This is a genomic window from Nocardia brasiliensis (genome assembly GCF_011801125.1).
Taxonomy (GTDB): domain Bacteria; phylum Actinomycetota; class Actinomycetes; order Mycobacteriales; family Mycobacteriaceae; genus Nocardia; species Nocardia brasiliensis_C.
Genome location: NZ_CP046171.1, coordinates 120577 through 135286, shown reverse-complemented (window position 1 = coordinate 135286; position 14710 = coordinate 120577). Strand labels below are relative to the sequence as shown.

General features: G+C 68.9%; 14 protein-coding genes. 10 read left to right on the top strand and 4 right to left on the bottom strand.

The annotated features are described in order from the left end of the window. Positions 1-174 precede the first annotated feature (174 nt). A complete protein-coding gene (locus F5X71_RS00700) occupies positions 175-942 on the top strand; it encodes an SDR family NAD(P)-dependent oxidoreductase (protein WP_042262482.1) in 768 nt (255 codons plus the stop codon). Between the two features lie 61 nt (positions 943-1003). Here the strand turns inward: F5X71_RS00700 and F5X71_RS00695 are convergent, their stop codons facing one another. From F5X71_RS00695 to F5X71_RS00685, 3 genes are all read right to left on the bottom strand, one after another. Then, entirely contained in the window at positions 1004-1822 is an 819-nt protein-coding gene (locus tag F5X71_RS00695) for a class I SAM-dependent methyltransferase (protein WP_167460202.1), read from the bottom strand. A 143-nt stretch (positions 1823-1965) separates the two neighbouring features. Continuing rightward, positions 1966-3954 carry a molecular chaperone HtpG gene (gene htpG, locus F5X71_RS00690; protein WP_167460201.1) on the bottom strand — a complete coding sequence of 663 codons (1989 nt, stop codon included), beginning with the start codon at positions 3952-3954 and terminating at the stop codon, positions 1966-1968. Beyond that, positions 3951-5687 (bottom strand): TM0106 family RecB-like putative nuclease, encoded by a 1737-nt coding sequence (locus tag F5X71_RS00685; RefSeq protein WP_238815652.1) that lies wholly within the window; start codon positions 5685-5687, stop codon positions 3951-3953. The genes htpG and F5X71_RS00685 overlap by 4 nt, the downstream gene beginning before the upstream one ends. A 415-nt stretch (positions 5688-6102) precedes the next feature. On the opposite strand from F5X71_RS00685, the gene F5X71_RS00680 reads away from it, so the two are divergent. The 7 genes from F5X71_RS00680 (at position 6103) to rraA (ending at position 10582) form a co-directional block, all read left to right on the top strand. Further along, positions 6103-6747: a DUF6474 family protein gene (locus F5X71_RS00680; protein WP_167460200.1), complete on the top strand. Its 645-nt coding sequence runs from the start codon at positions 6103-6105 to the stop codon at positions 6745-6747. A gap of 12 nt (positions 6748-6759) precedes the next feature. Then, positions 6760-7287, top strand: a complete 528-nt coding sequence (locus F5X71_RS00675) for a hypothetical protein (RefSeq protein WP_167460199.1) — start codon at positions 6760-6762, stop codon at positions 7285-7287. A gap of 39 nt (positions 7288-7326) precedes the next feature. Continuing rightward, positions 7327-7980 carry a YcnI family protein gene (locus F5X71_RS00670; protein ID WP_167460198.1) on the top strand — a complete coding sequence of 218 codons (654 nt, stop codon included), beginning with the start codon at positions 7327-7329 and terminating at the stop codon, positions 7978-7980. Beyond that, complete coding sequence (locus tag F5X71_RS00665; protein WP_167460197.1) at positions 7977-8519, top strand: copper resistance CopC family protein; 543 nt, start codon at positions 7977-7979, stop codon at positions 8517-8519. The genes F5X71_RS00670 and F5X71_RS00665 overlap by 4 nt, the downstream gene beginning before the upstream one ends. Next, the gene (locus F5X71_RS00660) at positions 8516-9466 is read left to right on the top strand and encodes a CopD family protein (protein ID WP_167460196.1); all 951 of its coding nucleotides are present in this window, start codon (positions 8516-8518) and stop codon (positions 9464-9466) included. The genes F5X71_RS00665 and F5X71_RS00660 overlap by 4 nt, the downstream gene beginning before the upstream one ends. A gap of 48 nt (positions 9467-9514) precedes the next feature. Beyond that, complete coding sequence (locus F5X71_RS00655; protein ID WP_167460195.1) at positions 9515-9994, top strand: SRPBCC family protein; 480 nt, start codon at positions 9515-9517, stop codon at positions 9992-9994. Positions 9995-10093: 99 nt separating this feature from the next. Continuing rightward, positions 10094-10582, top strand: coding sequence for a ribonuclease E activity regulator RraA (rraA, locus tag F5X71_RS00650; protein ID WP_014980888.1), 489 nt, complete (start codon positions 10094-10096; stop codon positions 10580-10582). A 7-nt stretch (positions 10583-10589) separates the two neighbouring features. Here rraA and F5X71_RS00645 read toward each other — a convergent pair whose 3' ends face one another. Further along, on the bottom strand, positions 10590-10808 hold the full coding sequence (locus tag F5X71_RS00645; protein WP_167460194.1) for an RNA-binding S4 domain-containing protein: 219 nt from the start codon (positions 10806-10808) through the stop codon (positions 10590-10592). A 143-nt stretch (positions 10809-10951) separates the two neighbouring features. Between F5X71_RS00645 and lysX the strand changes: the two genes are divergently transcribed. Both lysX and F5X71_RS00635 read left to right on the top strand, forming a co-directional pair. Beyond that, positions 10952-14329: a bifunctional lysylphosphatidylglycerol synthetase/lysine--tRNA ligase LysX gene (gene lysX / locus F5X71_RS00640; protein WP_167460193.1), complete on the top strand. Its 3378-nt coding sequence runs from the start codon at positions 10952-10954 to the stop codon at positions 14327-14329. Positions 14330-14443: 114 nt separating this feature from the next. Then, positions 14444-14638 carry a hypothetical protein gene (locus tag F5X71_RS00635; RefSeq protein WP_167460192.1) on the top strand — a complete coding sequence of 65 codons (195 nt, stop codon included), beginning with the start codon at positions 14444-14446 and terminating at the stop codon, positions 14636-14638. Positions 14639-14710: the final 72 nt, after the last annotated feature.

Here is a 14710-nt window from a genome sequence, read left to right as displayed (position 1 = left end):
AATAATCGGCGGGCGAGGGCCCGCCGTTCGGCGTCCGCCTCCGCCTGACCGCGCCGGTCGCCCGGCCGCGCACGGTGTCGGGGTGAGAGGTAGGCCTCATCCGCCCCGGCGGACACACCCGTTAGGGTGCAATTGACGAAGGGCCAACTGGCTGTCACGAACGAGAGGACCATCGTGGAGATTTCGGGTTCCGCCGCCATTGTCACCGGAGGCGCATCCGGCCTCGGCGCCGCCACTGCCAAGCGTTTCGCCGAGCTGGGGGCCACCGTTTTCGGCCTGGATGTGCCACAGTCGATCGAGCGCGCGGGCGACAACGTGCCCGCCGGAGTCACCCTCATTCCCGCCGACGTCACCAGCAATGACGAGGTCGGCGCCGCGGTCGCGAAGGTCGTCGAGTCCGGTGCGCCGCTGCGCATCGTGGTGAACTGCGCCGGTGTCGGCTGGGCCGGGCGCATCCTGTCCAAGAACGGCCCGCACGACCTCGAGCTGTTCCGCACGGTCATCACCGTGAACCTGCTCGGCACCTTCAACGTCATGCGCCTGGCCGCCGACGCGATCTCCAAGACCGACGCCGTCGACGAATACGGTCAGCGCGGCGTCATCATCAACACCGCCTCCGTGGCCGCGTTCGAGGGCCAGATCGGCCAGATCGCCTACTCGGCCTCCAAGGGTGGCGTGCACGGCATGACCGTGCCCGCCGCGCGCGACCTGGCCCAGTTCGGCATCCGGGTGAACACCATCGCCCCCGGCATCATCGACACCCCGATGCTGGCCGGTGTCACCGAGGAGTACCGCAAGGGCCTCGAGGCGGGCGTGCCGTTCCCGTCGCGGCTGGGCCGCCCGGACGAGTACGCGCAGCTCTCGCAGTACATCGTCGAGCACGACTACCTCAACGGTGAGACCATCCGCATGGACGGCGCCCTGCGCATGGCCCCGCGCTGACCGCAGCACGCAGGCACGTAAGCCGCTGCCGACCGATCGGGTCGGCGGCGGCTTCGCGTTTTCAGGCCGCGGGCTTGTGCCCGATGCCGAGGAACGCCGTGGTCGACAACGGTTGGTTCGGCCGGTAATTGGCGGCCAGGTAGGACTTCATCAGCGTGACCCGCTCGGCCCACACCCGCTCACCGAGGTCGCGCCGCAGGAGCACCAGCGGTGCGCTGCCGCGCACCATGGTCTCCCAGAGCTGATCGGCGTCGGCGCAGGCCAGCGTGGTCGAATGCCGTTGAATGGACACGGCTTCGAAGCCGGCGCGGCGCATCTCGGTTTCGAAGACCTCCGGGTTCTCCAGGCTGAGATAGTTCGGCTGGGGCTCCTGCACGCTCGGGTCGGCGGCCGCGAACGCGCCGAACATCATGCGCATCAACGGTGATTCGACCACCGGCGCCCAACTGGACACCACCGCGGTGCCGCCGGGACGTAACACCCGGAACAGCTCGCCGAAACCCTTGGCCCGCTCCGGAAAGAACATCAACCCGAACATGGAGAACCCCGCGTCGAACCGGTCGCTCTCGTACGGCAGGTCCTGCCCGTCGCCCACTCGCGTCTGGATGTTCGTCAGGCCGACGGCGCGCGCCGCGGCTCGCAGCCGCGCCAGCATCGCCTCGGAGAAGTCGATCGCCTGCACCTGCGCCACCTGCCGCGCGGCACGCAGACTCAGCAGTCCCGTGCCCGCCGCGACGTCGATCACCTGCGAAGACGGTGTCAGCGAGGCGAATTCGATGGCCCGATCGGAGAACGACTGCATGATCGCGGGGGCGAATTCCGCGTAATCGTCGGCGACGAGGTCCCACGGCTCGGCGACGGCGAGGGGGTTTCCGGACATGGCTGGCGATCCTTTCCAATGTCCAAATTTAACCGCCCCGGGGCGCGCCGCAGCGGCAACTCCGGCGAAAATCGCTGTGCGCGAAGCAAACAACGAAGGCCACCCGATCCGCGGATCGAGTGGCCTTCGACCGTGCGCCGAACTCAGAGGGTGCGGGTGAGCCGATCGGTGAGGATGTGCGCGAAGCGCGCCGGGTCCTTCAGTTCACCGCCCTCGGCGAGCACCGCTGTGCCGTACAGCAACTCGGCAGTTTCGGTCAATTCGGGCACCTTGCCGGCGTCCGCGTCCTCCTTGCGCGTGTCGTACGCGTCGCGCAGGCCGGTGACCAGCGGATGGGTCGGGTTGAGCTCCAGAATCCGCTTGGACTCCGGCAGCGCCTGCCCGGACGCGCGATACATCCGCTCCAGCATCGGGGTGAAGTCGAAGACATCGCCGACGAGGCAGGCGGGCGAGGTGGTGAGCCGGTTGGTGAGGCGCACCTCCTTGATGTTCTCGTCCAGGGTCTTGCCGAGCCAGGTGAGCACCTCGGCGAAGTCCTTGTCCTGCTGTTCGCGCAGTGCCTCGGAGGCCTTCTTCTCCTCCTCCGACTCCAGATCGACCTCGCCCTTGGCGATCGAGGTGAACGGCTTGCCGTCGAAGTCCGGCACCGAGCCGACCCACATCTCGTCGACCGGGTCGGTCAGGATCAGCACCTCGCGACCCTTGGCCTTGAAAGCCTCCATGTGCGGGGAACTTTCGACCTGCTGCCGGGATTCACCGGTCATGTAGTAGATCGCGTCCTGGCCCTCCGGCATGCGCTCGACGTACTGGGCGAGCGTGGTCAGCTCCGACTCGGAATGGGTCGAGGCGAACGAAGACACCTGCAGGATGGTCTCGCGGTTGTCGAAATCGCCGAGCAGGCCCTCCTTCAGCACGCGGCCGAACTCGCGCCAGAAGGTCTGGTACTTGCCCTGATCCTCGGCGCCCTGCAGGTCCTTGACCGTCGAGAGCACCTTCTTGACCAGACGCTTGCGGATCATCTGGATCTGGCGGTCCTGCTGCAGGATCTCGCGCGAGACGTTGAGCGAGAGGTCCTGTGCGTCCACCACGCCCTTGACGAAGCGCAGGTACTCCGGCATCAGCTCTTCGCAGTTGTCCATGATGAACACCCGCTTGACGTAGAGTTGCACGCCGCGCTTGTGCTCGCGGGTGAACAGGTCGAACGGCGCCTGCGAGGGCAGGAACAGCAGCGCCTGATATTCGAAGGTGCCCTCCGCCTTCAGCGGGATGATCTCGAGCGGATCGTCCCAGGCGTGGCTGACGTGCTTGTAGAACTCCTTGTACTCCTCGTCGCTGACCTCGCTCTTCGGGCGGGTCCACAGCGCCTTCATGGAGTTGAGGGTCTGGTCCTCGAGGATGGTCTTCTCGGACTTCTCGGCGCCGTCGGGTCGCTCCGCTCCTTCCTCACCCGCCGCCTCTGTGGTGACGGTCCGCTCGACCTGCATGCGGATCGGCCACGCGATGAAGTCGGAGTACTTCTTGACGATCTCGCGGAGCTTCCACTCCTGGGTGTAGTCGAAAAGGTGGTCTTCCTCGTCGGCCGGCTTGAGGTGCAGCGACACCGCGGTGCCCTGCGGCGCCTCGTCGAGGGTTTCGATGGTGTAGGTCGAGCTGCCCGCGGCCGATTCCCACCGGGTGCCCTCGGTCTCGCCCGCGCGCCGGGTGGTCAGGGTGACCTTGTCGGCGACCATGAAGGTCGAGTAGAAGCCGATGCCGAATTGGCCGATCAGCTCCTCGGCCGCGGCCTCGGACTTCGCCTCGTTGAGCTTCTTGCGCAGCTCGGCGGTGCCGGATTTGGCCAGGGTGCCGATCAGGTCGACCACCTCGGCGCGGGACATACCGATGCCGTTGTCTCGAACCGTGAGGATCCGGTTGTCCTTGTCCACCGCCAGCTCGATGTGGAGGTCGGACGTGTCGACGTGCAGATCCTTGTCCCGGAAGGACTCCAGCCGCAGCTTGTCCAGCGCGTCGGAGGAGTTCGAGATCAGCTCCCGCAGGAAGGTGTCCTTGTTGGAGTAGACCGAGTGGATCATCAGCTCGAGCAGCTGATGGGTTTCTGCCTGGAACTCGAGTTGTTCGACGTGCTCTGTCACGTCGCGATAGTACGTCGCCCGAAATCCTCTAGGCCAGGAACCTCCAGGTCGGCCCGGTCCGACATCCAATCCCGCAGCACCTGGGTGGCGCGCACGTCGTCCTCGTTGTACTCCAGCAAACGGGTGCGCTGCGACATCTCCGGCTCGCCCTCGTAACCGACGGCCAGCCGGTACCAGCTCATCGACGCCTCGCCGCCCGCCTCGGCGTCGCGCCAGGCAAACCCGGCAACCGGCGCGATCTTCTTGAGCCCCTTGCCGTTCGGACAGATGAACTGGTCGGACACGGCCTGGAACATGTCCACCCATTCCGGGCCGTCCACGAACGCGCGCACCTGATCCACCGTCGGCACACCGGGCCTGCCGGCGAAGCGGCGCGCCGACTCGTAGAGCCACTTGTCCTCGGCCGTGCGCGAATAGCAGTAGGCGGCAAAGGTTTTCCCGTGTGCCCTGGTCTCGGCGCGCACCGCCATCAGCCAGGTCCAGAACTCGCCGAAGGAGCGCCCCTCGTCCTCGGTGGGCAGCGGATCCCAGGTGACGAACGGGCGGTACACCCCGTCGAGCAGCGTGCCCCACAGGTACGCGCCGTACTCCTGGAAGCTCTCCAGGTCCACGTCGACCTCGACGTCGGCCCGCTGCACCCGCACCGAGGGCACCCGGCGCACCAGCGGCGCACCAGCGATCCAGGCGCGGGCGGTGACCACCGCCTCGTCGAACGGGCCGTGCTGCCAGTCCTCCGGGTCCTCGCCGGTCCAGCTCGCCAGGTCGTCGATGGTGTGCACGTCGTGCCTGCGCAGCACCTCGGCGCGCGAACCCGGGGCGACCAGGCTGACATCGCGGTGCTCGATCAGCCAGCCCTCGCAGCTCGGACCCTCGATGCTGCGCGTCCACCACGGGCACTGCCTGCACTCGGGCACCTTGGACGGCACCGTCGGCAGCTCGCCGCGGACCACCGCCACCCGGTCGGCATAGCGCTGGTCGTAGTCGGCCAGGATGGGGCCGAGGTCGTGCACCAGGATGCGGTCGAAGTGGTAGCCGATCACACCGCCGACCAGGGCGGGGCTGGCCAGGCCGTGCCGCTGCAACATCCGGTAGAGGTGGGCGAGCCGCTGCTGGTCGCGCGGCTGCTGACGCAGCTTGCGGTGCCGATCCGGTTGCGGATCCCAGTGATACGGGTCCGAGGTGGTCGGGTGGAAGTCGGCGGGCTCGGGTTGGCGCGGGTCGGTCACCTTGTGGTTCACCACGATCACCGGGATGTAGCCGCCGCGCTCGGTGTCGCGCAGCAGGATCTCCGAGCCGCCCCGCCTGCCCGTCTCCGGTTCCTGCGGGAGCAGTCCACCCCAGATGTGGCGCACCCCCGCCGCGCACGCCCGCATCGTCGCCGCGGCCCGCTCGGACGCCCGCAGCGTCGGATCGATCACCACCCAGCCGTCCGGATCCGCCGCGATCAACGCGTCCCGCACCCGCAGCCGATGCGCCGTCGCCGCCTCCCGGCGCTGCCGCACCCCGGGGTCCTCACTGACCCCGGTGAGCGCCCCGGGATGAGCCGCGTCCAGATGCAGCCGATGCCGGCAACCGATCAACGCCCGCGCGTCGATGAAGGGCGTCGGCGCATCCGCCACACCGGCCGGCCGTTCCACGGCCACGCCGTTGTGCTTGCGACCTTCCCGGTCACCGATGCCCGAATCCACGTAATGCAGTATGGTCCCTCCCCCCGACAATCCCACGAACCCCATGCGCACAGCCCCGTTTCGGAGCCCCCACCCCGACCGAGCCACGAACAACCGCGCACAACCACCTCGTGCCGCAGCGGTCGAAACGAGGCGCCGCAATCACGAGCCCCGTTGACACACCACGCGACAACCAACCCCCGCAAACCCAAACGCCCACTCCCCACCCAACGCAACCACCACGGAGCGAGTCTTACGAGCGACTCGGTTCGCGGCCGTCTCGTGGCTCAGCGGTCGAAGCGCACGCGCCGCAGGCGCAAGTCTCGACCGCTGAGACACGAGACAAAAGGGGCCGCGAACCACGCCGCGCCCGCGCGGCCAACCAACACAGTAGGGTGAACGCCAAACCGTGTGACATGGGCGGACGGGCTTTCCCCTGGCCTGTTTCGCCATGGCAAACCAGCATGACGGAGGGCCTTCGATGGGGTTGTTCACGAAGCGCAAGCGGCGGCCGAGCCGGCGGGCTGAGGCGAAAGCCCTCAAGCACAAGGCCGGTTTGGAGGCCAAGTTGGTCGCCAGGAACGACCGGCGGGCTCGTCGCGCGGAGGCTCGTACCCAGCGCAAGGTGGCGAAGGCACAGATTTCGGCGTTGCAGGCGGAGGAGAAGGCCGCGTTGAAGGTGGCGGCGCGGGCGGAGCGTGAGCTGTTCAGTGCGAGCCAGGTAAGGAAGTATCTGGGTGTGGCTCGGGTGTTGATCCCGGTGCTGGCGCCGCTGGCTTACCGTGCCGCGACGTTCGTACGCGGTCAGCTCGATGTCCGTAAGGCGCAGCAGCTGGGTATCGGGATCGAGCAGCTCGGCGATTTCGCGGGTCATGGCGCCCGGTTGCAGGCGCGGATCGCGAATACCGAAGCGGCGCTTGGCAAGGTCGGCGCGCAGGAGGGCAAGGAGAAGGGCGAGACGCAGAAGTTCGTCGTCGCGACGCAGGCTCGTCTGGATAGTTTGGCGACCGCCGTGCAGACCGCCGAGCAGATGCCCGCGCCGCGCAGGCGCACCGTGCATGCCTCGATTTCGGAGGAGCTTTCTCAGGTCGAGTCCGACGTGCTGGCCCGCCTCGGCGTGCGCTGATTTCCGTTCGTCATGTCCGCGCCACCGATGATCGGCCACTTCCGTGGTGGCCTGGTCGGTGTGCTGGTCGGGGTGCTCGCGGTGGCCGCGCACGGTGCCGCGGGCGGTGGTGTGCCCGGTTCGGCGGAGTCGGCGTTGGTATTGCTGGCGGCCGCGGTGGCGGGTTGTGCGGCTGAGCTTTTCGCGGCGGGGCCGGGCGCGGTGTTCGCGTTGCTCGGGCTCGGTCAGCTCGCGAGTCATCTCGCGTTGTCGGGTTTGGTCGGTCACGGGCACGCGGGCGCGGTAGCGGCTCGGGGCCCGGTGCTGCCGTCCGGGTGGATGCTTGTCGCGCACGCGGTGGCCACGGTCGGTTGCGCCGTGTTGATCTCGATGGCCGAGCGGCTGTTCGGCGCGGTCTCCGGTGCGGTGCGCGCGGTGCTCGCGCGGCCGCGCCCGGTGCGCGTCACCGGCCTGGCGCGATGGTCCAATCCTGGTCTCCCGCACTATCACTGCGCGCCGAACGGGGCGATCGGCCCGCGCGCGCCGCCGGTGCCTGCCTGACCCCGCAGCACCATCTCCCCTCGGACAGAAGGATTTTCCATGCACCGTTCGATTTCGCGCGCCTGCGGCACGGCCGCGGCGGCAGCCACGTTCGCGCTGCTGGCCTGCGGTAGCGCCGCCGCGCATGTCACCGTCGACGCGCCGGGCGCGCAGCAGGGCAGTTACGCGGTGGCCACCTTCCGGGTGCCCACCGAATCCGACACCGCGAGCACCACCGCGCTCACCGTCTCGGTCCCCAACCTGAAAAGCGCACGGACCGAGCCGATTCCGGGCTGGACGGCCAAGGTCGAGAAGAACGACAAGTCGGAGATCACCGCGATCACCTGGACCGCGGATCCGGGCAACCCGGGTGTCGGCCCCGGCCAGTTCCAGCGGTTCGCGGTGTCGGTCGGGCCGCTGCCGAAGCAGCAGCACGTGAGCTTCCCGACCAAGCAGACCTACAGTGACGGCAAGGTGGTCGCGTGGGATCAGCCCGAGGGTGCGGACGGCGCGGAGCCCGAGCATCCCGCGCCCGCGCTCACCCTGGCCAAGGGCAAGGCGACCGACGAACACAGTGTGGACACCGCGAGCGTCGATCGGGCCGTCGACGACTCCGACGACACCGCGCGCTGGCTCGGCGGTATCGGGCTGGCGCTCGGCCTGCTCGGCGTCGCGCTCGGCCTCGGCAACGTGATCCGGGCGCGGCAGTCGTGACGCGCCGGCTGCTCACCGCGCTCGTCGCGGGCTTGTTCCTGCTCGGATTCGGCTTGGCCGCAACGGGTATCGCGGCCGCGCATTCCGCGCCGACCGGCAGCGTGCCCGAGGACGGCGCGACGGTCGAGGCAGGCCCGGAGCGGGCCAGCATCACCTTCAACGAGGCACTGCAACCGAACTACCCGTCGCTGACCGTGGTCGGCCCGGACGGCAACCTCTGGTCCAGGGGCGAGCCGACGGTCGAGGGCAATACCGTGAGCGTGCCGGTGGGCGAACTCGGACCCGCCGGGGTGTACACCATCGCCTACCGGGTGACCTCCGCGGACGGTCATCCGGTCAGCGGCAAGCGGCAGTTCACCCTCAGCAAGGCGGGCAACGGGGTGCCCGGCCCCAAACCCGGTGCCAAGAACGGTAATTCGGAGGATGAGGATTCCGGCGGCGTGCCGTTGTGGGTCTTCGTCGCAGGCGCCGTCGTGCTGTTCGGTGGCGGGCTCGCGTTCGCCCTGTTCGGCGGCAGGAGCCGGAAACCACGGCAGTGAGCGGTAAGACGATCGGCGGTGCGCGACGGGGCGCCACGGGTGCGCCGTGGGCGGTGCTGTCGATCGTGCCCGCCGGGCTGCTCGGCGTGCTGCTCGCGTGGGCGCTGAGTCTGCCCGCGGGCTTCACCACGCAGGCGGTGGCTCGGGTGCTCGCCGACGGCGCGGGCGCCACGGTGCTCGGGCTCGCCGCGCTGCCCAGGGTGCACGCGAAGTTGTCGCCGCCGTGGCGGCTGCTCGCGGTGCTCGCCGGTTTCTGGTGCGGCGCCGAGTTCGCGGTGCTGGTGTGCGAGGCGGCCGAGGTGCTCGGGGTGCCGCTCGGCGGGCTCGGCGCGGGCTCGTTCGGCGACTATCTGGTCGAGGTGAGCGGCGGCCAGGTCGGCATCGCGATCCTGATCGGCGCCGGCGCGATCGCCGGTTACGCGGCGCTGGCCTTCCGGCGCACCGAGATCGCCGCGCCCGATCTGGTGCTCGTCTTCGCGGCGGTCACGCTGGCACTGCGGCCGATCACCGGGCACATGTCCCAGCACGCGTTCGGTTCGGTGCTGGCCGCGGTGCACGCGCTGGCGGCGGCGGCCTGGTTCGGCCTGCTGGTCGCGCTCGCGCTGGTGGTTCGGGCCCGGGGCACCTGGGCCCTCGCGCTGCCGCGCTATTCGGCGCTCGCGCTGCCACTGGTCGTCACCGTCGCGGTGACCGGTCTGCTGAACGGACTGATCAAGCTCGGCGGGCTCGCGCCGTTGTTCGACACCGGGTACGGCCGCATCCTGGTCGCGAAAACCGTTGTCCTGCTCGGTCTGCTCGGGCTGGGCTGGTGGTGGCGGCGCGGCTGGGTCCGGCGCGCCGCCGAGCACCGGGTCAGCGCCGAGTCCTCGCTGCGCCGCGCCGTGCTCGAAGTCGTGGTGATGGCGCTGGCCTTCGGGCTCGCCGCCACCCTCGCGGTGACCGCCTGACCAGGTCCTGACCGGGCGTTCGGGCACGGAACCGGTTACTGTTCGGGCATGACCGAAGTGAAGATCGTCGAAGACTGTGCCGCGTCGGCGGAATCCGCGTTCGCGTACATCAACGACTACCAGAACCTGCCGCGTTTTCTGCACGGCATCCAGTCCTTCACCCCGGTCGGCGCGCAGACGGTCGGGGTAGGCGCGGCCTTCGACGGGCACATCAAGCTCGGGCCCGCCTCGCTGAAATCGCGCATCGAGGTGGTGCGCTGGGAAGAGAACGCGGTCATCGCGGTGAAGTCGATCAAGGGCTTCGAGATCGAATCGACCTTCCTGTTCCACGCCAAGGACGAGGCGCTGTGCACCGTCGACGCGATCGTCGAATACCGGGTGCCCGGCGGGTTGGCCGGACGCGCGCTCGGCAAGACCATCGAGCCGTTCGTGAAGATCGCGGTGCAGCACACCACGCACAACCTGATCACCCAGATCACCGCCTTCCACGCCACCCGCGCGGGCGACCCGGATCAGCCGGTGCGCTGAGCCGGCGCCCGCGAACCGCAGGCAAACCACGACGCGGGGTCCGGCCACTCCGAGGGGGTCGTGGCCACGCCGTGGCGCGGACACGGCAAAATCAACCCGGTGACCGAATCACAGGACTTTGTTGCCACTGCCGACCTGGCCGACGAGATCGGCCCCGAGATCCGCAGCTGCGACACGCAGTTCATCCAGTTCGGCGGCCGCGCGGCGTTCGCGGGCCGGATCACCACCATCCGCTGCTTCCAGGACAACCTGCTGGTCAAGCAGACCCTCGGTGAGCCGGGGCAGGGCAAGGTGCTGGTGGTCGACGGCGGTGCGAGCGTGCACACCGCACTGGTCGGCGACATCATCGCCGGGCGCGGCGTGGACAACGGCTGGGCCGGGGTGATCGTCAACGGCGCGGTGCGCGACTCGGCCATCCTGCGCACCCTCGACATCGGGGTGAAGGCGCTCGGCACCAACCCGCGCAAGAGCACGCAGACCGGTACCGGCGATCGTGACGTCCCCGTGGAATTCGGCGGTGTCACTTTCGTTCCCGGCGACATGCTCTACAGCGACCACGACGGTGTCGTGGTGCGCGCCGAGGACTGAGCCCGGCTCAGATCGACACTCTGGCCTTGTGTCCGGCGAGCGCGACGACGTCGCCGATCTGTAGCTGGCGGCCCCGGCGCAGTTCCACCTCGTCGTTGACCCGGACCAGGCCGGAGGCGATCACGGTCTTCGCCTCGGAGCCGGATTCGATCAGATTGGCCAGCTTGAGGAACTGACCTAGCCGAATGACTTCGTCCTCGATCGGTACGTCGACTGGTTCTGCCATGAGATACATCCTTACCTTGCACCCGGAATCGGTAAACGCCAGCCCCCGTGCGGGGCATGGACACGCGTATGCGACGCGCCGATAACCGACATGCCCGGTAGGTCTTCGAGCACCCGGACGGCGGCACCGTACACACTGGTTCAGTGACCACCACGCAAGCCCGGCAACACCTGATCGAACCGCCAGCGGATAGACCGACCCCACCCGTGCCACATCGGGGGCACGGCAGGCTGGCCGAGGTTCCGCATATCGCGGGTCTCGTGCTCGGGGTGTTCGCGGTCGCGTGTTTCCTGTGGAGCCTTTCGCCCGCGCTGCGCTACCTCACGCAGGTGCCGCGGCGCTACATCGACGAGTACTACTTCGACGCACCGGACACGAACCTGATGTGGGCGCTGGTCGTCGGGCTGCTCGCGGGCGCGCTCGCCAGCCGCAAACGCATCGCGTGGTGGCTGCTGCTCGGCTATCTGGTGCCCTTCGCGCTGGCCGACGGGCTGGAGTTCGCCGACACCGGCGACATCAACGCACTGGTCGCGATGATCGTGCACCTCGCGATCATCGGGGTGCTGATCGCGGCGTGGCGCGAGTTCTACACCAAGGTGCGCCGCGGCGCGGGCTGGCGAGCGCTCGGGGTGCTCGTCAGCGGCCTGACGGTCGGTTGCCTGGTCGGTTGGGGTCTGATCGAGTTGTTCCCCGGCTCGCTGCCGCCGGGCGCGCAGCGGCTCGGCTGGGCGGTGTACCGGGTGACCGCCGTGGTGCTGGTCGACAACGAACACTTCGACGGGCATCCACGCTCGTTCGTGAACTTCCTGCTCGGCCTGTTCGGCGCCATCGCGCTGCTGGCCGCGGTGATCATCCTGCTGCGCTCCCAGCGCGCGGCGAACGCGATGACCGGCACCGACGAGTCCGCGATTCGCGGCCTGCTGGAACGCTCCGATGTCGAGGACTCGCTCGGCTACTTCGCGACCCGCCGCGACAAGGCGGTGGTGTTCGCGCCGAGCGGCAAGGCGGCCGTCACCTATCGCGTGGAACTCGGGGTCTGCCTGGCCAGCGGCGACCCCATCGGCATCCGCGAGGCCTGGCCGCAGGCGATCGACGCCTGGCTGCGACTGGCCGACCAATTCGGTTGGGCGCCCGCGGTGATGGGCGCGAGCGAACTCGGCGCGACGGCCTATCGGCGCGCCGGGCTCTCGGCCCTGCGGCTCGGCGACGAAGCCATCCTGGACACCAGGAGCTTCTCGCTGGCGGGCCCGGAGATGAAGCCGGTGCGCCAGGCCGCGAACCGATTACGCAAGCACGGCATCACCGTGCGGATCCGCCGCCACCGCGACATCCCGGCCGAGGAATTTCCCGCCGTGCTCGCCCGCGCCGACGCCTGGCGCGACACCGAGACCGAGCGCGGCTTTTCGATGGCACTCGGCAGGCTCGGCGACCCGCTCGACGCGGACTGCCTGCTCGTCGAGGCCATCAAGCCCGCCCGCCAGCCCACCACCGCCCGCAACGGACAGCCTGCGGTCGGCTCGCCTGAACCGGGGGACCGTGTGCTCGGCATGCTCTCGCTGGTTCCGTGGGGCCGCACCGGCGTCTCGCTGGAGTTGATGCGCCGCGACCCGAACGGCCCGAACGGCGTAATGGAGCTGATGATCTCCCAGCTCGCGCTGAACTCCGAACAGCATGGCGTCACCAAGATCTCGCTGAACTTCGCCGTGTTCCGCTCGGTGTTCGAGGAGGGCGGGCGGATCGGCGCCGGGCCGGTGCTGCGGATGTGGCGCGGTGTGCTGCTGTTCTTTTCCCGATGGTGGCAGCTGGAGGCGCTGTATCGCTCCAACGTGAAATACCAACCCCATTGGGTACCAAGGTTTTTCCTGTTCGAGGAGCGCAGGCAGCTGCCGCGGGTCGCGGTGGCGAGCGCGCTCGCCGAGGGCTTCCTGCCGCGATTCGGGAAAGAGCCGGACACGATCACCCACACCGGTTCGCACCGCGCGGCGCCCGCGACCATGACCGGGCTGCACGCCGACGGCAGCCCGCCCGACCTCGAGCCGGTCGACGGCCAGGAGCTGTCGCCGCGCAGGCCCGAACAGGTGCGGGTGCGGATGGACAAGCTGGACCGGCTCACCGCCTCCGGTGTCGAGGCCTACCCGGTCGCCTACCCGCCGACCCACACCGTCGCGCGGGCCAGGCAGTCACCGCGCGGCACCACGGTCCGGGTGTGCGGCAGGTTGCTGCGCATCAGGGACTACGGCGGGGTCATCTTCGCGGTGCTGCGCGACTGGACCGAGGACATCCAGCTGGTGATCGACCGCGACCGGGTCGGCGCCGAACGCAGCGCCGAGTTCACCGAATTCTTCGACCTCGGCGACCTGATCGAGGTCAGCGGCCAGATCGGACGCAGCCGCCGCGGCGAGCTCTCGTTGCTCGCCGCGGACTGGCGCATGCTCGGTAAATGCCTGCACCCGTTACCGGACAAGTGGAAAGGCCTGTCCGATCCCGAGGCACGGGTGCGCCAGCGCTACGTCGACATGGCGATCAACGCCGAGACCCGCGAGGTGCTCGCCAAACGCAGCGCGGTGGTCCGCTCGCTGCGCGACACGTTCAACGGCTGGGGCTACCTCGAGGTGGAGACGCCGATCCTGCAGCAGGTGCACGGCGGCGCCAACGCCACCCCGTTCCAGACCCACATCAACGCCTACGACCTTGACCTCTACCTGCGGATCGCGCCGGAGCTCTACCTGAAGCGGCTCTGCGTCGGCGGCATGGAGAAGGTCTTCGAGATCGGGCGGACCTTCCGCAACGAGGGCGTCGACTTCAGCCACAATCCGGAATTCACCATCCTCGAGGCCTACGAGGCGCACAGCGACTACGAGCGGATGATGCACGCCTGCCGCGAACTCATCCAGAACGCCGCGGTCGCGGCCAACGGGGCGATGGTCGCGTTGCGCCCGCAGGACGACGGCTCGTTCGAGCAGGTCGACATCTCCGGCGACTGGGCGGTCAAGACGGTGCACGGCGCGGTGTCCGAGGCGATCGGCACCGAGATCACGCCGGACACCGAGGTCGAACTGCTGCGCGAACTGTGCGACAAGGCAGCGGTGCCGTACCAGCACGGCTGGGACGCGGGCCAGGTGGTGCTGGAAATGTATGAGCACCTGGTCGAGGCCCGCACCGAGGCGCCGACGTTCTACATCGACTTCCCCACCTCGGTGTCGCCGCTGACCCGTGCGCACCGCAGCATTGCCGGTGTCACCGAACGCTGGGACCTGGTCGCCTGGGGTGTCGAACTCGGCACCGCCTACAGCGAGCTCACCGATCCGGTCGAGCAGCGGCGCAGGCTCACCGAGCAGTCCATGCTCGCGGCCAACGGCGATCCGGAGGCGATGGAGCTCGACGAGGACTTCCTGCAGGCCCTGGAACACGCGATGCCGCCGACCGGCGGGCTCGGGCTCGGCGTCGATCGCGTGGTCATGCTGATCACCGGGCGCAGCATCCGCGAGACACTCCCGTTCCCGCTGGTGAAACCGCGCTGATCCGGCGAACGCCGCTCTGCGGGTGAATCGGCCAGCTACCCTTGAGGATTCGAACCGGAGCGGCCGAGCACCGTCGGCTCGGGTGGGGACCGCGACACGAAATGGGGTCCAACCATGTACCTTGACCTGCTGACCAACCTGACCCTGGTGGACCACAGCGTCTGGGCGAGCCCGGAAGTGCTCGAGCTCGCGGCACGCAAGAACAAGCGTGGCGGCGGTGCCCTGCTCTTCGGCGGCATCTGCTGCCTGCTCGTCGTCGCCCTCATCGTGCTAGGCGTCTATCTGCTGATGAAACGCAAGAAGCAGTAACGGTTTCCGATACAAGTACGGCCCGGTTCGCGAGCGCGAACCGGGCCGTTCTTCGTCTGGACCAGCGGACGG

Coding starts and splice junctions, on each gene's coding strand:
- F5X71_RS00695 (WP_167460202.1), bottom strand. CDS start 1,822: ATGTCCGGAAACCCCCTCGCCGTCGCCGAGCCGTGGGACCTCGTCGCC.
- F5X71_RS00685 (WP_238815652.1), bottom strand. CDS start 5,687: ATGGGGTTCGTGGGATTGTCGGGGGGAGGGACCATACTGCATTACGTG.
- F5X71_RS00680 (WP_167460200.1), top strand. CDS start 6,103: ATGGGGTTGTTCACGAAGCGCAAGCGGCGGCCGAGCCGGCGGGCTGAG.
- F5X71_RS00675 (WP_167460199.1), top strand. CDS start 6,760: ATGTCCGCGCCACCGATGATCGGCCACTTCCGTGGTGGCCTGGTCGGT.
- F5X71_RS00670 (WP_167460198.1), top strand. CDS start 7,327: ATGCACCGTTCGATTTCGCGCGCCTGCGGCACGGCCGCGGCGGCAGCC.
- F5X71_RS00655 (WP_167460195.1), top strand. CDS start 9,515: ATGACCGAAGTGAAGATCGTCGAAGACTGTGCCGCGTCGGCGGAATCC.
- F5X71_RS00645 (WP_167460194.1), bottom strand. CDS start 10,808: ATGGCAGAACCAGTCGACGTACCGATCGAGGACGAAGTCATTCGGCTA.
- F5X71_RS00635 (WP_167460192.1), top strand. CDS start 14,444: ATGTACCTTGACCTGCTGACCAACCTGACCCTGGTGGACCACAGCGTC.